This is a genomic window from Rhodanobacter ginsengiterrae (assembly GCF_050026815.1).
GTDB classification, from domain to species: Bacteria; Pseudomonadota; Gammaproteobacteria; order Xanthomonadales; family Rhodanobacteraceae; genus Rhodanobacter; species Rhodanobacter ginsengiterrae.
Genome location: NZ_JALBWO010000050.1, coordinates 18414 through 36971 on the forward strand (window position 1 = coordinate 18414; position 18558 = coordinate 36971).

At 59.9% G+C, this 18558-nt stretch carries 18 protein-coding genes; 13 read left to right on the top strand and 5 right to left on the bottom strand.

Annotated features, from left to right (window positions below; genetic code table 11):
• Window positions 1-34 precede the first annotated feature (34 nt).
• The 3 genes from ACQGNJ_RS06410 to ACQGNJ_RS06420 form a co-directional block, all read right to left on the bottom strand.
• Window positions 35-580, bottom strand: coding sequence for an ester cyclase (locus ACQGNJ_RS06410; protein ID WP_426688412.1), 546 nt, complete (start codon window positions 578-580; stop codon window positions 35-37).
• A 62-nt stretch (window positions 581-642) separates the two neighbouring features.
• On the bottom strand, window positions 643-1638 hold the full coding sequence (locus ACQGNJ_RS06415) for a zinc-dependent alcohol dehydrogenase family protein (RefSeq protein ID WP_238530866.1): 996 nt from the start codon (window positions 1636-1638) through the stop codon (window positions 643-645).
• Window positions 1639-1689: 51 nt separating this feature from the next.
• The gene (locus ACQGNJ_RS06420) at window positions 1690-2553 is read right to left on the bottom strand and encodes an alpha/beta fold hydrolase (RefSeq protein WP_007804292.1); all 864 of its coding nucleotides are present in this window, start codon (window positions 2551-2553) and stop codon (window positions 1690-1692) included.
• Window positions 2554-3065: 512 nt separating this feature from the next.
• Between ACQGNJ_RS06420 and rclC the strand changes: the two genes are divergently transcribed.
• From rclC to ACQGNJ_RS06450, 6 genes are all read left to right on the top strand, one after another.
• On the top strand, window positions 3066-3662 hold the full coding sequence (gene rclC / locus ACQGNJ_RS06425; RefSeq protein ID WP_426688413.1) for a reactive chlorine resistance membrane protein RclC: 597 nt from the start codon (window positions 3066-3068) through the stop codon (window positions 3660-3662).
• Between the two features lie 156 nt (window positions 3663-3818).
• Window positions 3819-4145 carry a nuclear transport factor 2 family protein gene (locus ACQGNJ_RS06430; protein ID WP_007804295.1) on the top strand — a complete coding sequence of 109 codons (327 nt, stop codon included), beginning with the start codon at window positions 3819-3821 and terminating at the stop codon, window positions 4143-4145.
• Window positions 4145-4924: an SDR family oxidoreductase gene (locus ACQGNJ_RS06435; protein ID WP_007804298.1), complete on the top strand. Its 780-nt coding sequence runs from the start codon at window positions 4145-4147 to the stop codon at window positions 4922-4924. Before ACQGNJ_RS06430 ends, ACQGNJ_RS06435 begins: the two co-directional genes overlap by 1 nt.
• Window positions 4925-5429: 505 nt before the next feature.
• The gene (locus tag ACQGNJ_RS06440; RefSeq protein ID WP_426688414.1) at window positions 5430-7499 is read left to right on the top strand and encodes a TonB-dependent receptor plug domain-containing protein; all 2070 of its coding nucleotides are present in this window, start codon (window positions 5430-5432) and stop codon (window positions 7497-7499) included.
• A gap of 28 nt (window positions 7500-7527) precedes the next feature.
• On the top strand, window positions 7528-8967 hold the full coding sequence (locus ACQGNJ_RS06445) for a hypothetical protein (protein ID WP_426688415.1): 1440 nt from the start codon (window positions 7528-7530) through the stop codon (window positions 8965-8967).
• 87 nt (window positions 8968-9054) lie between these two features.
• Window positions 9055-9378 (top strand): hypothetical protein, encoded by a 324-nt coding sequence (locus tag ACQGNJ_RS06450; RefSeq protein ID WP_157581768.1) that lies wholly within the window; start codon window positions 9055-9057, stop codon window positions 9376-9378.
• Here the strand turns inward: ACQGNJ_RS06450 and ACQGNJ_RS06455 are convergent.
• Window positions 9353-10054, bottom strand: coding sequence for a helix-turn-helix domain-containing protein (locus ACQGNJ_RS06455; protein ID WP_157581770.1), 702 nt, complete (start codon window positions 10052-10054; stop codon window positions 9353-9355). The genes ACQGNJ_RS06450 and ACQGNJ_RS06455 overlap by 26 nt on opposite strands.
• A 677-nt stretch (window positions 10055-10731) precedes the next feature.
• Here ACQGNJ_RS06455 and ACQGNJ_RS06460 point away from each other — a divergent pair.
• The 7 genes from ACQGNJ_RS06460 to ACQGNJ_RS06490 all read left to right on the top strand — a co-directional run bounded on the left by ACQGNJ_RS06460 (window position 10732) and on the right by ACQGNJ_RS06490 (window position 15269).
• Complete coding sequence (locus tag ACQGNJ_RS06460; protein ID WP_426688416.1) at window positions 10732-11346, top strand: helix-turn-helix domain-containing protein; 615 nt, start codon at window positions 10732-10734, stop codon at window positions 11344-11346.
• A 276-nt stretch (window positions 11347-11622) separates the two neighbouring features.
• The gene (locus tag ACQGNJ_RS06465; RefSeq protein WP_426688417.1) at window positions 11623-11970 is read left to right on the top strand and encodes an SH3-like domain-containing protein; all 348 of its coding nucleotides are present in this window, start codon (window positions 11623-11625) and stop codon (window positions 11968-11970) included.
• A 2-nt stretch (window positions 11971-11972) separates the two neighbouring features.
• Complete coding sequence (locus ACQGNJ_RS06470) at window positions 11973-12617, top strand: nitrile hydratase subunit alpha (RefSeq protein WP_426688418.1); 645 nt, start codon at window positions 11973-11975, stop codon at window positions 12615-12617.
• Window positions 12614-12961 carry an SH3-like domain-containing protein gene (locus ACQGNJ_RS06475; RefSeq protein WP_007804312.1) on the top strand — a complete coding sequence of 116 codons (348 nt, stop codon included), beginning with the start codon at window positions 12614-12616 and terminating at the stop codon, window positions 12959-12961. Before ACQGNJ_RS06470 ends, ACQGNJ_RS06475 begins: the two co-directional genes overlap by 4 nt.
• A gap of 10 nt (window positions 12962-12971) precedes the next feature.
• Entirely contained in the window at window positions 12972-13727 is a 756-nt protein-coding gene (locus tag ACQGNJ_RS06480; protein ID WP_007804314.1) for an aquaporin, read from the top strand.
• A complete protein-coding gene (locus ACQGNJ_RS06485) occupies window positions 13720-14142 on the top strand; it encodes a DUF302 domain-containing protein (protein ID WP_007804316.1) in 423 nt (140 codons plus the stop codon). The genes ACQGNJ_RS06480 and ACQGNJ_RS06485 overlap by 8 nt, the downstream gene beginning before the upstream one ends.
• Window positions 14139-15269, top strand: coding sequence for a HoxN/HupN/NixA family nickel/cobalt transporter (locus ACQGNJ_RS06490; protein WP_007804318.1), 1131 nt, complete (start codon window positions 14139-14141; stop codon window positions 15267-15269). The genes ACQGNJ_RS06485 and ACQGNJ_RS06490 overlap by 4 nt, the downstream gene beginning before the upstream one ends.
• Before the next feature lie 122 nt (window positions 15270-15391).
• Here the strand turns inward: ACQGNJ_RS06490 and ACQGNJ_RS06495 are convergent, their stop codons facing one another.
• Window positions 15392-18382, bottom strand: a complete 2991-nt coding sequence (locus tag ACQGNJ_RS06495; RefSeq protein WP_426688419.1) for a sensor histidine kinase — start codon at window positions 18380-18382, stop codon at window positions 15392-15394.
• Window positions 18383-18558: the final 176 nt, after the last annotated feature.

Sequence of the window (18558 nt, forward strand, 5' to 3'; positions counted from 1 at the left end):
GGCCTGTTCGGCGTTCCGATCGCCGTCGCCTTGTCTAGTGCGATACCAGCCCGAGCTGTTGCATGAAGGTCAGGTTGTCTTCCAGGTGCCAGTTCTCGGCAATGCGACCGTCGCTGATGCGGTAGATATCGGTGGCGATGAAGTCGATGGTTTGGCCGTGTCCCTGGGTCTGGTTGAAGCGCCCGCTGAAGTGCCCGCGAAAGTGCAGATGGGCGACCACTCGATCGCCAGCGACGATCATTTGTTCCACATCGCAACGCAGGTCGGGTACCGCCGTGCGCACGAACTTCGAGGCTGCCAGCGGTCCGGCGACACCTTGGGCACGGCCCGCGGGCAGAGTGCGGTCCATGAAATCCTGCGCCAACGCGGCACGCGCCAGCGCTTCGTCGCCGTTGTTCCAGAAGCTGTCGTAGCGACGGGCGGCGAGTACCTGTGCTCGCAACTGCGCGGCGGGCAGGCTGTGATCGACGATCAGTATCTGCGGCGTGACCAATCCTGAGTCATCGGCACCGGTAGCGGATGCGACGCCGCACAGCATCAATGCGGCGGCAAAGCTGCAGGACAAAGCATGGCTGGTCATGGTGTTCTCCTCGTCGGAATAGAGACGGGTGAGGTTTCTGGCAATCCGTCGATACAGGGGCGTTAGCTGGCAACGTCGATCACGACCTTGCCTTGCGCCTGGCGGCTCTCGATAAGTGCGTGGGCGGCATCGACTGAGTTCAGATCGAACCGGCGTGCGTCTACGCGTGGGATCAGCAGGCCCGATTCGGCCAGGTGAGTGGCTTCGTGCATGATTTCGCCGTGGCGAACCTTGCCTTCACCAGTCAGCAAGGGCAGCAGGGTGAACACGCCAGAGTAACTTGCCGCGCGGAACGACAGCGGCGCCAATGCATGCGTGCCCCAGCCCAGCGAGCTGAGCACATGACCAAAACGTGCGACGGCCTTGAACGAGGCATCCAGGCTTGCGCCGCCGGCAGTGTCGTAGACGATGTCGAAGCCGCGGCCGGCAGTGTGTGTGGCGACGTACTCTTCGACGCTGACTTGGCTGCTGTCGATGGGAATGGCCCCCAGCTCTTCGACGAGCGCGGCGCGACCGCCGCCCTCGGTGGCGTAGACGGTCGCGCCAAGTGCACGTGCGATCTGGATGGCCATATGCCCGACGCCGCCAGCACCGCCTTGCACAAGTACGGTCTGGCCCGTGCGGACGTTGGCGCGGTCAACCAAGCCTTCCCATGCGGTGATGAACACCAGCGGTAGGGTGGCCGCTTCCCGCATGCTGAAGTTGGATGGCTTGCGCGCCAGCAGCGCGGCATCGACCGCTGCGTACTCGGCCAACGATCCCTGCGCACCACCGACACCGCCTGTCATCCCGTAGACCTCATCGCCGGGGTGGAAGGCACTGACGCCAGGGCCAACGGTTTCGACCACACCGGCCAGGTCGATGCCGAGGATCCCGGGCAACGGATGCCGTGCGTGTGCCGCAGCGCCACCGCGAATCTTAAGGTCAAGCGGGTTGACCCCACTGGCGATCACTCGCACCAGCACCTGCCCTTCGCCAGGTACCGGGCGCGGCAAGCTGGCCACGCGGAACGAGGCATTGGGGGTCTCCAGAACGGCGGCTTGCATGGAAAGGGTCATGGTCATTCCGGGGTGGTCAGATACGGCAATGGATGCGGCGAGTAGATTCGACTACGCCAAGAGAATCGGGTCGAGGAAGGTGTGCATGAGTTCTCCGATCTCTTCGGCGTGGGTTTCCAGCGCGAAATGACCAGTGTCGAGCAGGCGGATTTCGGCATTCGGAAGATCGCGTCGGTAGGCCTGTGCGCCGGCGGGGATGAAAGCTGGGTCATGCTTTCCCCAAGCAGCCAAGAACGGCGGTTGGTGCTCGCGAAAATAGGCTTGGAACTCAGGGTACATCGCCACGTTGCTGCGATAGTCCAGGATCAGATCAAGCTGGATCTCGTCCGCGCCCGGGCGGGTCATGTAGGCGATGTCCAGCGTGTAGCCGTCCGGCGAGACGCGTTGCGGATCGCTGCCGAGCAGATATTGCCAATCGCGGATCGTCGCGGGCGACAGCGAGTCGCGGCAGGCTTCGCGATGTTCCGGCGTCGGCTCGCGCCAGTAGGTTTGCCATGGACCCCAGGCATCGCTGAGTCCTTCCAGATAGGCGTTGCCGTTCTGGCTGACGATGGCGGTGACGCGCTCGGGATGCGCCATCGCCAGACGGAAGCCGGTCGGCGCACCGTAATCGAACACGTATAGCGCATAGCGATCCAGCTTCAGCGCCTCGGTGAAGTCGTCGATGACGCGGGCAAGGTTGTCGAAGGTGTAATCGAACGCACCGCGTGCGGGTGCCTGCGTGTGGCCGAATCCGGGCAGGTCCGGCGCGATCACGCGATAGTTCCGGGCCAGCAGCGGGATCAGTTCGCGGAACATGTGGCTGGCGGTGGGAAAGCCATGCAACAGCAGGATCACTGGTGCATCGACGCGGCCGGCTTCGCGGTAGAACACTTCGACGCTGCCGACGGTTTGAGTGTGATATGCGACGTGCATGGTCGAACCTCGAATGACCCGGCCAAAAGTGAACAGTCACAAAGACGGCGGGATGGGTTGATGTGTGCCGGAGGTGCTTCGGCGGGAACGTCGACTGACGACCTCCCGCAGAATCCGTGGCGATCCTGCTCGCAGGCACCTCCGCTTTCCCCTGTGAGGCTATGGCAGGCTCGCTGTCATTTCCATTACACCAACGAGTAGGTTTCTCTAGCCATTTCAGGTGATCGCGAGCGCGATTCCTGTTGCTAGCATTTGCCACGCCGATTTCGCCCGCCATGTTGCGAGAACCCCGATGCCCACTGGCATGACGCGCCCGCGGGGCGGTACCGGGGTTGCCGGGCATATGGGTTTGGTGAGCGAGCAGTGCCGCTGGATGGACTCACATCAGCGTGGTCATGAAGTGCATGAGTTCCGCATCTCGCACCGAGAAAGGCGATGGACACCGAACCAGGCACAGCCATCGCAACGCGCCTTAGCGGACGCAACACCCCCTTCTTTCGAGGAAATCACCCATGAACAGCAAACTGCAAACACTGCTCGGCACATTTTCGCGCACCGAGAGAGTGGGTCTTGCGCTCATGAGGTTCGCGATCGCCTTGGTCTTCTTCTGGATCGGCGGCCTCAAGTTTGCGCCGTACGAGGCGGACAGCATCACTCCGTTCGTCGCGAACAGCCCCGTGATGTCGTTCTTGTATGCCCACCCGGAAGCGTACAAGGTGCACCTCACCCACGAAGGCGAACTTGTTCCGGCAAAGCGTGAATGGCAGAACAGTAACCGTACCTACCGCGTCTCGCATGGACTTGGCGTGGTGGAAATACTCATCGGTCTTCTGGTGCTCTCGTTCCCGCTGTCAAAACGCCTTGGACTGGTGGGTGCCATTCTGGCGTTCGTGACAACGCTGGTGACGTTGTCCTTTCTTTTCACTACGCCGGAAGCCTGGGTAGCCGCCCTGGGCGATGCTCAGCACGGATTTCCGTATTTATCGGGCGCAGGAAGGCTGGTTCTGAAAGACAGCATGATGCTTGCCGGTGCATGGATCATCGGCGTGGACGCAGCAAGACGGATTGTTGCTGAAGGTGCCAGCGAGTCTGCGCGCCGCGGGATCTAGGGCGCTCGTGGTTGCAGTGCATGATTTCCTGCCCGCACCGTCAACGCATGCAGCGGTGATGCGATTGAGCGGCGATCAAAGTGAAGTGGCGTATCTATCTTCAAGTTCGAAGGTGGATATTTTCGCACAGCAATTCTTTACGCAGGAGTCGCGCTCTTGGCTATATCACTACCCCATGTGATTGCGGTCTTTTTCCAGGTCAGCAATGGTCTGGAAACGGCGAGTCTCGCCGACTGCTTCATGCAGGACGCCACCGTGCTTGACGAAGGCGAAATGCATCAAGGTCACGAAGCCATCCAGTTGTGGCAAAGGGAGGCGCAACGCAAGTATCAATACAGCGTTGACCCTTCAAGCGTATCGCGGCAAGGCGATTGCGTGACGGTCAGTGCAGCGGTTGTCGGAAATTTTCCAGGCAGTCCGGTTCAACTCGATCATGTGTTCAATCTGGTCGGTGACAAAATTCAGTCGCTGGAGATCGGCTGATGTCCATGAACATGGAACTGGAAGGAAAGCGCGTGCTGGTGACTGCTGGCACCAAGGGAGTCGGAAAGGCTGTCGTCGACCTGTTCTGCGAGCTTGGTGCCAAGGTGCTCGCGACGGCGCGCGAGCGACCGGCCAAAGCGTCAGCCGACATCTTCGTCGCTGCCGACCTGACCACCAGTGAAGGCTGCGATGCTGTGGTTGCGGGCGTCATGAACCATCTCGGCGGTGTGGACGTCATTGTCCATGTTCTGGGCGGTTCGTCGGCACCTGCTGGGGGATTCGCCGCATTGGGCGAAGAGGAATGGCGACGGGAATTGAACCTCAACCTGTTCCCGGCCGTGCGCCTTGATCGCGCCTTGTTGCCAGGGATGCTGGCTCGGCAGGAAGGCGTCATCATCCATGTCACCTCGATCCAGCGCGAGCTTCCTCTGCCGGAATCGACCACGGCCTATGCTGCGGCCAAGGCGGCGCTCTCGACATACAGCAAGAGCCTGTCGAAGGAAGTCACCCCCAAAGGCATTCGTGTTGTGCGGGTAGCGCCCGGGTGGATTGAAACGGAAGCGTCTGTCGCACTCGCCGAGCGGCTTGCTCTGCAAGCCAATACTGATTACGAAGGCGGCAAACGGATCATCATGGATTCACTTGGTGGCATTCCGCTGGGGCGGCCGTCAAAGCCAGTGGAGGTGGCAAACCTCATCGCATTCCTGGCGTCGCCGCGTGCCGCGGCGATCACTGGTACGGAATACGTGATTGATGGCGGGACTATTCCCACTGTCTAGCGCGGCAATGGAAGCAGCGGAAGATTTGGTGACGGTCGAGAACATCACCGCTGCGTGCAAGGCGTACGACGGTGCAAGGACACTAGCTACGGATCTCAAAAACGATATTCGCCTGATTGGGGATACCGCCGCTCGCGCCGGGGGATGTCGATGTCACGACGACTTTGGACAGGCGGAGTTCCCTCCTCGACGAGTCGGGTTGGAGGTCACCAATGAACTGAGGCGAGATGTCCAGATGGGCACCCGCTGGTGCAGCATGCGTGCGAGCGTCGAAAATGCTTTCCCTCGGATGAATTGCATCGAGTCGGCACATTTTTCGGCGCTTTCCCAATCAAGTTCCTTGACGGTTATCGAGCCCCTGCCGATCCCTGCGAATGGAAAGCGTCGGTGATGCTCCACTCGTATTCTTGAAGTGCTTGAATCGCGAAAGTACCGCAGAGAACTGAAAGAATCGATGCGGCAACATTGATTAACGTCTGCGCACCAAGAAATCGGGAGCAGACCAATGTTCGCGACGCGCTTCAAGACGACCGGCTGTCTCTCGCCATGCGGGCCGAGCTCCAAAATTTTGCCGGCGCTGTGTCTCGCCATCCTCGTGGCGATTGGGTTGCCCGCCAAGTCGGCGTGGGCTGGGGAAAGCGAGGGCGTAGTTGGAAGCACAACCGCCACAACGCTGGATGTGGTGAATGTTGTCGGACACCTGGAAGAAATTCAGCCCCAAGAATTGGCTCAATACGGCGTCAAGGTCGATGTGATCACCAGCGAACAGATCCAGGATGGTGGCTATCAGGATGTCGCCAGCGTGCTTCAGGCGCTGGCACCTGGCCTGTATGTCGCATCGAAGAATGGCCCGTTTGATTATGTCACTGTTTCGCTGCAGGGCTCGCGCACGGAAGACGTGCTCTGGTTGCTGGACGGGGTGCGCCTCAACAACCGCCTGTATGCAGGAACCACACCGTTGGACACGCTTCCAGCGAGCATGGTCGAACGCATCGAGATACTCGATGGAGGCCAATCTCTTATCTACGGAACTCAGGCCGTCGCCGGTGCCATCAACATTGTCACCAAGAGCTATTCGGAAATCACGCAAGGCGCCGTGACCCTGGGTTCCGACAGCCATGCCGGTCGACATCTTGATGCCTGGTTAAGCGGGTCCACCGGCAAGCAGCAATTCGTGTTGTTTGGCTCCAGCGATAAATCTGATGGCTACCACGCATTCCGGGAACAGGACTATCAGCCCAGCAACACGGATCGCGATCGCGGCTACGATGTGCAGACAGTAGGCATCAAGTACGGGTACTGGTTCAGCGACTTGTTGCGCCTGGACTTGACCTATCAGCATACCGATGCGGATCTCGACTATTCCCAGCCATACTTGGTGGCCAGAGACCAGAACGATCGCAAGGAAAACATCCTTACTGCCAAACTCGACTACGACGTCAACGACTGGTTGTCGCTCTACGCCAAGGCCTACGTGCACCGTTGGGATACCCACTACGACACCTACTACAACAGTCTTTCTGACCCCGGAACGATAGATGTCCTGTATGACAACGCGTTCTGGGGCTACAAGGATCGCGGCGTCAATATTTTCGCCCGATTGAGATTCCAGCGTGGCGTGGAATACAACGTCGGCTTCGATCAGCAGAGCTATGGTGGTCGCGACGAAGTGTTAGTCATAGGCCAGCACAGCGAGCATACCGGTGCCTTGTTCGCGCAAGCGCGCACTACGGACGACATGTTCACCCGATTCAAGCTGTCTGCCGGCGTACGCTACAACCACCCGAGCGATGGCCGCAGTGCACTGGTCTGGAATGTCGGTAGCGCGTTGGACATCAACCAGTCGTTGTATATACGTGGAACGGTAGGCACCGCATTTCGTCTGCCCACGGCCGAAGAACTGTATGCCAACGATCCGCAGGACGAGCGCGGCAACCTCGACCTCAAATCTGAGCGCAGTTCCAGTGTCAATCTTTCGATTGGCGGAAAGCTTCCCGGCACAGGTGGCATGCACTGGGAACTGACCGGGTTCCGTCGTCGCATCAATGATCTCATCGACTATGCGGCCTACGACGAGACAACAGGCCAGGATGTATTCGGCAATATCCCTGGCATTGTTACTGTCAGGGGTGGGGAAGCTGATTTGAGCGCATCGTTCGGCGCGGCGATTTCTGCAAGCCTTGACTACACCATCAACCACTCCCGAGCCTCGGGTAGCTCGCGGCAGATAGCGGACATCCCGGTGCAGCAAGGCAAGTTGCAGCTGGACTGGCATCCGACGGCGTTGCCTGTCGGTGCGACCCTCAGTGTCAACCACGCGGGCGATCTTTACACCTCCGACAGCTTCTATTCCGGACGCAAACGGTATGGCAACTACACCGTAGCCGACTTTTCTGCGCGCGTGTTCCTGGATCATGACCGCCGCAGCCGCGTTGATTTTCACGTCTACAACCTGTTCGACCGCCGCTACGCCACCAGCCTGAAGCGAGGTCAGGCGGACGCCGGCGGTTACTACACATACTGGAATCTCGGCTTGCCGCGCACGCTCAACGTGACCTACAGCTACGCGTTCTAAGCAGCATGGCGACGATGGGACAAAACGCGTGAAGTGGCCGGGCATCCGCGTTCTCTATCTTGCCCATCGCTGGATCGGCATCGGTACCTGTCTGCTTTTTGTGCTCTGGTTCGTTTCCGGGCTGGTGATGATGTACGTGCCGTATCCGTCCTTGTCGCCACGAGTACGGTTGAGCCACCTGTCGCCTATTGTCTGGAGCCGGATCCACATTGGCCCGGATCGCGCGTTGGCGATTGCTGGCGCACGTAGTTATCCCTCCGACTTTCACTTGGAAATGCTGGGTAATGTACCCGTCTACCGGTTGCAGGTTGCAGGAGACACGGTGACCATCGATGCCGGTGATGGAGGCCGGATCACCACCGTTGATATTGCCGGTGCATTGAGAATTGCCGGATGCTGGTCGCATGCGAATGTGCCAACGCTGGCCGGAACGATTGTGCGTGACCAGTGGACGGTGGCCGGCGGCTACAACGAAACGAGACCGTTCTACCGGATCCAGCTCAATGACGCAGAAGGCACCCAGATCTACGTCTCGGCGCGCAACGGCGAGGTGGTTCTACAAACCACGCGCAGGCAGCGTCTTTGGAACTGGGTGGGGTCGGTACCGCATTGGATCTATTTCACTGTTTTGCGACGCGATGCTTCATTGTGGCGGCAGGTGGTCCTGTGGGTTTCGGGTACTGGTATTGTCGGTGCCTTTGCGGGTTTCTGGATCGGCGTGCTGCGGTTACGCTTGCGCAAACCCTATCGCGGAAAGAACCGCACGCCCTACACGGACTGGAAGCGCTGGCACCATATCGCCGGGCTGCTGGGGGGGATCTTCCTTTGCACGTGGATGATCAGCGGTTGGCTTTCGGTGAATCCGATGGGCTGGCTGACGGGCAACGGCGAGACGACCGTTCCGATGGCGCGCCATGGAGGACATCAGGAGCCTTCCATAACGAGGATCATTCCGGCGGCAGCGACAGCCGTGACAGGCGTGACTGAAGTCGGCTTCGTCTGGCGGGGCGACAAGGCCATGCTGGTGCTGGAAAACGGCTTGGGCAATCGCCAGCTGGTTGACGCTCACACCGGGCAAACGGTTCATCAGCAGGTGAGAGATATCATTGCTGACGCACGTCGGCTGTTGCCTGGTTCGGCATTGATTGCAGTCGCGCGACTGGATCACGAGGATGATTACTGGTACTCGCACCATGCGCCACGTCACCTTCCGGTACTGCGTGCCCAGTTTGCCGACGCTGCGCATACATGGTTGTATCTCGACCCTCAAACCGGCAAGGTCCTGCTCCGCCTGGAGCAGGCGGACCGAAATTATCGCTGGTGGTTCTCTGCACTGCACACGCTGGACTTTCCCTTGCTGTTTCGGCATCGCCCGGCATGGGATCTGGTGATGTGGCTGATGATGCTGACGGGGTTGACCCTATCCGCCAGTGGCTGCGTCATCGGCTGGCGCCGGTTGCGGCAATAAGATTTGGTCGGGTGCCACTGTCTCAGGACACCGAATCAGAATTGAGCTCAGGATGATTGAACTCGACACATTCCGAGCCAGTCCATCATGGCGAGCTTGTTCGCCGCGGAAGGCTCGACAAGTGAGATGTGCAACAAGTCGGCGACACCGCTTGGCCGACAGCATTACTGCAATGAAGCTCGCAGCAGCGTCGAGGAAGCTTGCGCTGGCGGACATGCCATATCACGGTGCGATGCGCTTGCCCAAGCGAGCTGTTCTCTGGCGATGTTCACCGGTGATTGGTCAATGGGCGAAGGCGCTGCCGCCGAATTGGAAAATGAGGCGACCAACCATTCGCTTGATCCCTGGAAAGTCCTTGTACAGTGTTGGAAAGCTGCGCTGCTCGTCAGGCGCGGCGCGTTTGATCCTTGATCTGGCCTGGTTCAGTCGAAGAGCTCGCAAAGGCTCGACGCCATGCGCTTGGACTGATACCGACCGTCCGCGTGAACACTCGGGTGAAGTGACTTTGCACGCCAAAACCACAGGACTGCGCAATCTGCACAAGCAGTGCGCGGGTGTTGATCAGCAACCATTTGGCGTGTTCTATCCGGCGTTCCATCACCCAATGGTGCGGAGGCAGTCCAGTGGATTGTTTGAACGCTCTGGAAAAATGAGGTGGGGAAATACGGCATGCCTCCGCGACCTCTGCCACAGGAGCCGGAGCTTCGAGCTTTAACCCAAGCAAAGCCTTGGCCTTCCGCAGCTGCCACGACGCCAGGCGGCCGGAATGGATGGTGTGCGCAGGGCGCTCTTGAGTCCGTGATGAATGGATGTACTCCTGAAGTGCAAGTTCGATATGGCGCACAAAGCACTCGGTATAGGCTCCGTTGCCTGTCATTGCACTGCGAATAATTTCGCTGAGTACGCGCAACAGGTCGTCGTGAGGATCGGCATTTGCGGTACCGGCAAGGTTGGCCGGGCGCGGTGAGTGGAAAATTTCCAACACGGTCGGCATCTCGCTGCAAGACTGCCCGTCTTCGATGCTTCCCGATCCATGCATGGTGCCTGCCCCGCCAAACGAATCCGACAGACAAATGCTCGCTTTCATGAGGTACTCCTTGATGCGGCAGATCAGGCAATGAATGGAGACTGCTTGGCCATAGGACGCGCGGGTGCCGTGATGAACCAACTCCGAGGGGCGTGAAGCAATGACTTGGGACGCTTGGTCCCTGATCCAGGATGATCAAACGATCAGTGGCGCGTACGCCGCATCATGTGTCAGCTTGGTCTCCCCATTCCGATCGACCTCGATGCTATTGGCTGCAGCATGGGAGCACATCCCTAAAAGCGGGAGAGCGCCGACTACCGCTTTCGGGTAACGCCGCTCGGTCGCTCCCATTTAGGGTTAGTCGCCACTACACCCATCCCGTGATTTCACTTTGGACGCGCCGAAATAGAATCCAGGCTGCAGGCGGAAGCGCCGCCGTGAACTGTCGCGGCGACTACCCATGGGGAAGCCAGCGTCAAGTTTTGGATGAAAAGTCCGGGAGAGAGAACGTGAGTGTCGTCGAAATGTCGCAGCTTCATCGTGCGTCGCGACCAGCACATGAATCAACGGCTGGGCGATTCACTTCCGATAGTCTGCGGGAGATTCCAGCCGGTGACGCGCAGCGGTCCCACAGGTTCTGGCAATCATCCCGGGATGGTCACCATGTCCGTATAACGCCCTGTGGCAAGAGCGTGGTAGTCGGTTACAGAAGCTCGCGATCAACCTCGTTCGTTTACGTGAAGTCACAGGAAGTCGACGGCGACAGCGTTGCCTGGTCGGCCGCACGCGGCGGCGCGGCGTTCGCGAAGCCTGTTCAGGACATCGATGCCTTCGCAGCCCTCAGCTGGATTCTCTCCAGAAGCTTGGCGGCTGCACGAATGACAGATGAGATTTTCATACAACACGTGGCCATCGCGCTTTGCGAAGTTGCGGAGCAACGGCAGCTGAGCGTGAGTGCGTCAAGACAGAGCGATCGGAGCGGGCTGACGTTGTGGCAAGAGCGGCGCGCCAAACAGCTCATCGAGTCCTCGCTTCAAAAGCCTGCTTCGGTCGCCGACATGGCGACTGCATGCGGCCTGTCCGTCGCTCACTTCAGGCGTGCCTTCAAACTGACGACTGGCGTACCCCCACATCGTTGGCTCCAGGACAGACGCGTTGCGCGAGCCAAGGATTTGCTGAAGGACGGCATGCTGCCACTTGTTGAAATCGCTGACCGGTGTGGATTTGGCGATCAAAGCCATTTCACGAGCGTGTTTAAGAAGCATGTCGGCCGGAGCCCGGGGAGCTGGCGTCGGGCAAGTTGCGCGCTGGGAAATCGAGAGACCCAAGCGGATTTTACACCGCGCTTCTGAGCTCGTAGCCGCGTCACGCGCAGTTGCACATCCTGCGTGCGGTGACGCCCGATGCATACACAGCTTGCTGGTTTGGTTATCCGGCACAAGATGTTCATTGAAGTCAATCCTGCGCGTTTCAAGAAAGATCACAGTCCGTTCGGGTGCGAGCATCCTGCATGAAGAGGCGGCCGATCATTTGCGGCAGCCCTCCACCACTACCCCACGCGTGCGGAACGCTCGACGCTTTTGCCGCGCTTGGAACGGTGCAAGTCGGTCCTTCAAGGTGCATCACTCATGCAACACAACGCACAAGAACCTCATGCAAGCCTGCCAGGCGTGGTATTCGCGGCTGGCGAGTCGCCGATCTTCGCGCTTGATGACTCGGTACGGATTCTGCAGCGCCAACCGATTGGTCACTATCGAGTGCCCACATACCTGCGCGGAAAAGTCGGCACGGTCGTTCAGATCATCACACCGGTTGGCATCGACAACGAGGAAGAAGGTTTCGGCCGGGATGCCGGCGTCAAGTTGCACTACTACCGCATTGCCATCCCCATGAACGAACTCTGGCCTGAGTACACCGGTTCGCCGCGCGATGGATTGCGCATCGAAGTCTATGAAACATGGCTGGAGAGGATCTGACAATGCAAGATTCCAATGACCATGGCCACCCCCATGCGGAGATCAGCCACGCTGAACGCCCCGGCTACTACGAGATCATGGAAACGGCCGTCCGCGAGCTGCTGGTCGAAAAGCAGCTGATCGGTCCCGGAGAGATACGGCGACAGATCGAAGTACTTGATTCGCGCACTCCGGCCCTGGGCGCAAAGATCGTGGCACGGGCTTGGCTCGATCCGGACTTCAAGGCTCGCCTGCTGGAGAATGGCCGTGCCGGTTGCGAGGAGCTGGGCATCAGCTTCTACGACGACACCGGGCTCATCGTGCTGGAAAACACCGAGAAGGTGCACAACCTCATCGTCTGCACGTTGTGCTCGTGCTATCCCCGCCCCGTGCTTGGCCTTCCACCAGACTGGTACAAGCTTAAGCCTTACCGATCGCGAGCCGTTTCGGAGCCGCGGGCGGTTCTGGCCGAGTTCGGCACCATCATTCCCGACGATGTGGAGATCCGCGTGAGCGATTCCACCTCCATGGTGAGGTATCTCGTCCTGCCGCGTCGCCCCGAAGGAACAGAGGGATTCACGGAAGAGCAACTGGCGGCCCTGGTCACCCGCGACGCCATGATCGGCGTCATACCTGCCAACAGCCCAGCGGCGGAGAACGCACCATGACCGAGACAAGAGCACTGGTGGAACGACTGCCAAACGATATTGGCGGCGTCAAATCCGCGCCGATCCAGCAGGTGGAGCACGAGCTGCTGCCCTGGGAGAAGCGCTGTCATGCGCTCGCTGATGTTCTCGACTTTCACAAGATCATCAACACCGAGGAAAAGCGGCGCGGCGTCGAGGCACTCGGCGCAGAGATGGTCAACGCCCTGTCCTACTACGAACGCTGGATCGTCGCGTTCGCGAATATCCTGTTCCAGAGAAGAGTGCTGACTCCGACCGAGGTGGCACGAAAGATGGACGAGGTTGCGGCCCGGTCAGATGACATTTCGCAGGCCGCGAAAGCGTAGTGCAGCGGAGATGAGAACCGCCGACCGATTCGACATGCACACGTGCTTCTTCGAGCACGATCCCGGGTTGGCGCTGTTTCGGCGTGCATCTGCCGAATTCGTCGGGACGCTGTTCCTGGTGTTGGTCATCGTTGGCTCCGGCATTCTGTCCCGCCGCCTTGCCTCGACTCCGGAGCTCGCACTCGCGGTAAGCGCAATGGCCACGGCAAGCGCGCTTGCTGGCTTGATCGCCGCGCTGGGCAATGTTTCCGGAGGCCACTTCAATCCCCTGATTACTTTCCTTCAGTGGCTCGGAGGCGAGCGGAACCTGGGTTGCACGCTGGCGTACATCGCGGGCCAGTTTGTCGGTGGCATCCTCGGTGCGTTGCTCGCAGACGCGCTGTTTGGATCCGATTCGGCCACGACCGTTTCGCCCCATGCGCTGGTGACGCTCGGGCTGAGTGAAATTGTCGCCAGTTGCGGCCTCATGATCCTGGTCTTCGGGTGCAGTCGGAGCGGGCGCGCTTCGAGTGGGCCGTTTGCCGTCGCCGCATGGTTGATGTCAGCCATCGTGGCGACCCCCTCGGCTTCCTATGCGAATCCCGCTGTAACGGTTTCGGCCACGTTCGCCTTCGGTCCGGTAGCACTACCCTCCGGGCTCGCAATCCTCTACCTGCCGGCGGAAGTGGCCGGGGCGCTGATCGCGTTCGCGATCATTGCTATCTGCTATCCGCGCGTCGCAACGACCGTGCCGGCTGATTACACGGAGGAGAGCAGTCATGAGTGAAAGGGGGCTGATCCGTCGCTCAAGTCTCCACGGCTTCGACAAGACCATCGAGTTGCTGACGATCGCCATTGAGAAGGGCGGCATGCGGCTGGCCGCCAAGATCGACCACTCCGCCGCCGCCCGGGCCGCGGGGCTCTCATTGCGCGGTACCGTCGTGCTGATCTTTGGCAATGCGCAAGCCGGTACCCCGCTGATGTTGAGGAACCAGGAAGTGGGCATCGATCTTCCGTTGAAAATCCTGGTTTGGGACAATGCGGAAGGCATGGCGCATGTTTCGTACAACGCACCGGCATGGATTGCCGAGCGTCATGGGCTGGTTGGCATGAAGGCCATGCTGGCTGTTCTGGAAAGGGCTCTTGCAGAGGTCGTGGAAGGCGTCGCATCGCCGGATGGAGCGGAGTGTCCTCCGTCATGATGCGCCTCAGCAGTGCGCCAGAACGGAAACCACCGAAAAGTACGTCGGTTTCGACATTCGGCGGGATTTTCATCAGCGCGCGCGGCGATCTCAAGGCCAGGATCGTTTTGCTCTATACGCTACTGCTCGTGCTCAACGCCGGGGCATGGAGCTGGGCCATTCTGGCGTTCAGGCACATGCCAGCGCTTCTTGGCATTTCATTGCTTGTCTACGGGCTCGGCTTGCGTCATGCGGTCGACGCCGATCATATCGCCGCCATCGACAACGTGACGCGCAAGCTCATGCAGGATGGGCAGCGCCCGGTCGCAGTAGGCTTCTGGTTTGCCATGGGGCATTCGGCGATTGTCGTCCTGGTAGCGACCCTGGTGATGGGTGCGACAAGTCTGCTCGGGCGATTTGAAAGTCTTCGCGCCATTGGCGGCACGATCAGCACCAGTGTTTCCGCCATCTTCCTGTTCGCCATTGCAACGATGAACATCATCATTTTTTGCTCGATTTACAAGAGCTATCGGCGGGTCAGAAGCGGGGGCACATACGACGAGGAAAACATCGACCTCTTGCTGAGCGGGCGCGGCCTGATCTCGCGGATGCTTCGGCCACTCTTTCGGCTTGTTGCCCGCAGCAGCCACATGTTCATGTTGGGGCTCCTGTTTGGTCTCGGCTTTGATACGGCGACGGAAATAGCGATGTTCAGCATGTCGGCGCGCCAGATCTCGGCGGGCGTGCCTTTCGGCGCCATCCTGGTGTTACCCGCATTGTTTGCCGCTGGCATGGCGCTGGTCGATACGACAGATGGCGTGGTGATGCTCGGCGCTTACAAGTGGGCCTTCGTCAAGCCGATTCGCAAGCTCTACTACAACATGACCATCACCCTGATTTCGGTCTGCATAGCCATTCTGATCGGCGGCATCGAGACGCTCGGGCTGATCGGAAACAAGTTCGAGTTGAATGGTGCTCCCTGGCGATGGGTTGCCGAACTGAACTCCAATTTCAATAATCTTGGCTTCGCCGTAATCGGGGTGTTCGTGTTTGCATGGATGCTTTCCTACATCGTCTATCGGGCCAGACGACTGGATGATCTGGTGGTGGAAGTTCCTGCCCGGCAGTCGTGGAACTTGTTGGAATAGGTCGAGGTCGTCCGCGCCGGAACCCGTTTGCAAGCCGATGTTCCACCTCGGCACGTCGGGCTTTCGGGCCGCAGGACTTCTGCTTCGGATGATGCGCGATGGGGCGAGGCCGCGAACTGATGTCACCGGGAGGCGAATGCCGAGCGGAACCAGGGAAAATACGAGCGACGGACGTATGCGCGTGATGACGGGACGCGCAGGATGACGCGGGTCCCTACCTGACCATGGTTGCTGACTACTTCAATGCTTCCGCCGATGCGCTCCATTCGCTCATGCATGCCTTGAAGGCCCCAGTGGTACGAGCGGCCGCCGGTCGCGAGTACAACCTGGTCGATGCCTTGGCCGTCATCGCAAATTCGGATGGAAAGCTCGGTGCGTTCGTATGACACCACCAGGCTTACCTTTTGCGCATGGGAATGGGTGACGGCATTCAGCAAGGCCTCGCGTCCGGCGGAATAGAGTTCATCGATGACCAATGGGTTGACGGGCCTTGCCGCACCAACTGCGCTTACGTCCAGAGCCGGAAATTCCCCGTCCTGCAGCTCACGGGTGATATCCGTGAAAACACTCTGCAGGTTGGAACGATCCTGGGCGATTTCGCGAAGTTGATGGACGCGTTCGCGCCCCTCGATTATCACCTTGTCCGCGACATCGAGTGCCTTAGCCAGGCTCTCCCGGGCCTGGCCTTGAGGCAGTCCTCTGCTTGCTGCGTGTACCTTGAGAACAAGTCCCTGCACCGCCTGCAAAAACGTGTCGTGCAATTCCCTCGCTATGCGTGTGCGCTCGCGATGACGTTCTTCGAGACGCTGATGCAGCCGCGACGTGATCTGTCGAAGATGAATGGAGTAGGCAATCCAGAGCAGGAGAATCGTGGCGAATATGCACAGGGCCAGGAACCAGCCAGTCTGGAAAAAAGTGGGTCGGATCGAAAACGTGATGCGCGCCCCTTCGCGGCTCCACAAGCCATCCTCGTTGGAGGCCTTGACATGAAAATGGTAAGTGCCCGGTCCGAGGTTGGTGTAGAACGCCTCACGGCGGTTGCCTGCTTCTTGCCAGCCAGGATCGACGCCATCAAGTCGATATCGAAAATTCGCCTTTTCAGCGTCGCCAAGCTGAAGTGCTGTGTAGTCAATCCGGAGATTCCGTGTGCCGGCAGCCAAGGGCTTCATCGCGGCGGGATCATACTCGTGGCCGGACACGACGATCGCACGAACCACCACATTCGGCTCGGTGGTGTTGCTTCTGATCGTCTTGGGGTCCAGCCACGACAGGCCCTCTGTTCCTGCAAACCACAGTCGTCCATCCGTACCTTCAACCAGGGTAGGCAAAGGCAGATTCTGTTGTGCTGTTCCCGGATAACCCTCGGCGGTTCCATATAGGCGCACGGGAACCTTGTAGGCGGGATCGGTGATGGCATGTTCGAGATCGGCTGCCGCAATGCGTGCGGCACCTTTCGCTCCATTGAGCCATAGCGAGCCATCACGCAAACGAACCATGCCGGAGATATCGGTTAGTGCGTCCGGATCCTCGGCCACAATGGCATGGAACCGGTTGCCGTCGAATGCTGCGAGACCATTTTCGCCAGCGACGAGCGGCACGCCATCAGGGATGATGGCGGCGATCATGACCAGGTTCAGGCCGTCAGCACGGGAAAATGCGCGCGCGTGATCGCCGTCAACGATATACAAGGCATTGATATAGCCCAGCCACAGCCGCTTGTGGTCGTCCGCCACGGCCCGCAGCAGTCCACCGTTCGGCAATGCGTCGATGCCGCCCTTGGCCACCCATTGGTCGTTGTCGAGCCGGTAGATCGGCCAGCCGCGTACTGCGACCCAGAGATGCCCCGTGCCATCGCGGACAATCGCTTGCGCGTCATTGTCATGGGACCAGACCGCTGGCTTCGACAGCACCGCGAATTGTCCCTGGGCATATCGGCGAACCCTGCCACCGGCACCTCCCAGCAGGAAGCTTCCATCGGTGTCACGGTAGATGGCGGTAGTGGCGTGGGGTTCGTATTCGATCGAGTTGCCCTGGCGGCCAGTATGCCCCCACAAATAATCCGCGTGCGTGCCTGCAGCATTTCCCAGCCAGAGCTCGCCCGCATCACCAGCCGCCATGGCGAAGTTGAAGTAGCCCGGTGGCAGCTCCACCTTCGAAAACGGGCTGCGACGGAAGCGTTCCAATCCGGTTGCGGTACCCACCCAGACGGCACCCTGCCGATCTTCCAGTATCGTCACAGCCCGTGCCGACGACATGTGATCCAGGCCTGGCCGGACAGGCCCCGCCCCCTTGCTTACCGCATGCAGGGCGGCGGCATCGGAATGTGCCGTCCGGCAGACACCGACGTCCGGGCAGCGGGTTGTCCAGATGCCGCCGTTCTCATCGAACACGTTCGAATGCGAATCGTGTTGCGTCGGAATTTGCATCCGGCCTGGCCGAGGTGTGCCGGGGAGGTCGAGCACGACCGTATTCTGCATGTTGTCCAGCCAGATCTGCCCATCGGCAGTCAACCCCAATTTGCCGTTGCCACGGGTCGAGGCATCAACCAGATCGAAGTGCGACTGGCCCCGCTTGAGCCTGAAGATGCCAAGACCCGTCGTCGCCCACAAGATGCCGTCACGGTCGGTGACGGCGTGGTAGATAAGGGCACCATGGAGCCCCCAGCTTGCTTCCACTTCGCGCCAGCCATGCTGGTCGAGACGATAGGTTCCGTGCGCCGTGGTCACCCACATCCTGCCGTCGCCATCCTCGGCGAAAGAGTCGATCGCCGAGCCGGCCGACGTGCCGGTGACAAGGTGGGGATGCTCCGGGTCGTTGGCTGGCCGTACAGCGATGAGCCCGGATTGATAACCCACCCACAGATCACCACTCGTAGAGACGAACAACGTGCTTGCCGATCGCGAAGAGGTGCTGCCCTCGGGGAGCATGTCTCGGCGTTCAAACGTGAGGCCATCGAAACGATACAGGTCGGACGGTCCGACCACCCAGATCCAGCCGTCCGGTGTCTGCGCAATATGCAGGATGACTGGGGGAACGCCGTCGCTTTGAGTCCACACGGTATGGATGTAGTCCGATCCGCCGCTTGAGACGATGTCTGTCTGGGTCGCCTTCACGGCGATACTCACGATCGCGAAAACGACGAAGCAAGCCCTTCGGGTCAACCAGCGACACAGCGTGTCTCGCGAACAGGGGCGCGCGCGCGAAAGCGTTGCCCGCCACCGGGACCCCAGTTGTTGGCTCCAGAGCAAATATCGCGGCATCACGATTTCACCGGCATGTCCCCGTGCAC

What these genes read in the sequence shown, in the direction of transcription:
- ACQGNJ_RS06485 (WP_007804316.1), top strand. Translation starts at nt 13,720, where the DNA reads ATGAGTGAAAGGGGGCTGATCCGTCGCTCAAGTCTCCACGGCTTCGAC.
- ACQGNJ_RS06435 (WP_007804298.1), top strand. Translation starts at nt 4,145, where the DNA reads ATGTCCATGAACATGGAACTGGAAGGAAAGCGCGTGCTGGTGACTGCT.
- ACQGNJ_RS06465 (WP_426688417.1), top strand. Translation starts at nt 11,623, where the DNA reads ATGCAACACAACGCACAAGAACCTCATGCAAGCCTGCCAGGCGTGGTA.
- ACQGNJ_RS06470 (WP_426688418.1), top strand. Translation starts at nt 11,973, where the DNA reads ATGCAAGATTCCAATGACCATGGCCACCCCCATGCGGAGATCAGCCAC.
- ACQGNJ_RS06480 (WP_007804314.1), top strand. Translation starts at nt 12,972, where the DNA reads ATGAGAACCGCCGACCGATTCGACATGCACACGTGCTTCTTCGAGCAC.
- ACQGNJ_RS06490 (WP_007804318.1), top strand. Translation starts at nt 14,139, where the DNA reads ATGATGCGCCTCAGCAGTGCGCCAGAACGGAAACCACCGAAAAGTACG.
- ACQGNJ_RS06450 (WP_157581768.1), top strand. Translation starts at nt 9,055, where the DNA reads ATGGCGAGCTTGTTCGCCGCGGAAGGCTCGACAAGTGAGATGTGCAAC.
- ACQGNJ_RS06410 (WP_426688412.1), bottom strand. Translation starts at nt 580, where the DNA reads ATGACCAGCCATGCTTTGTCCTGCAGCTTTGCCGCCGCATTGATGCTG.
- rclC (WP_426688413.1), top strand. Translation starts at nt 3,066, where the DNA reads ATGAACAGCAAACTGCAAACACTGCTCGGCACATTTTCGCGCACCGAG.
- ACQGNJ_RS06475 (WP_007804312.1), top strand. Translation starts at nt 12,614, where the DNA reads ATGACCGAGACAAGAGCACTGGTGGAACGACTGCCAAACGATATTGGC.
- ACQGNJ_RS06420 (WP_007804292.1), bottom strand. Translation starts at nt 2,553, where the DNA reads ATGCACGTCGCATATCACACTCAAACCGTCGGCAGCGTCGAAGTGTTC.
- ACQGNJ_RS06415 (WP_238530866.1), bottom strand. Translation starts at nt 1,638, where the DNA reads ATGACCCTTTCCATGCAAGCCGCCGTTCTGGAGACCCCCAATGCCTCG.
- ACQGNJ_RS06455 (WP_157581770.1), bottom strand. Translation starts at nt 10,054, where the DNA reads ATGAAAGCGAGCATTTGTCTGTCGGATTCGTTTGGCGGGGCAGGCACC.
- ACQGNJ_RS06440 (WP_426688414.1), top strand. Translation starts at nt 5,430, where the DNA reads ATGTTCGCGACGCGCTTCAAGACGACCGGCTGTCTCTCGCCATGCGGG.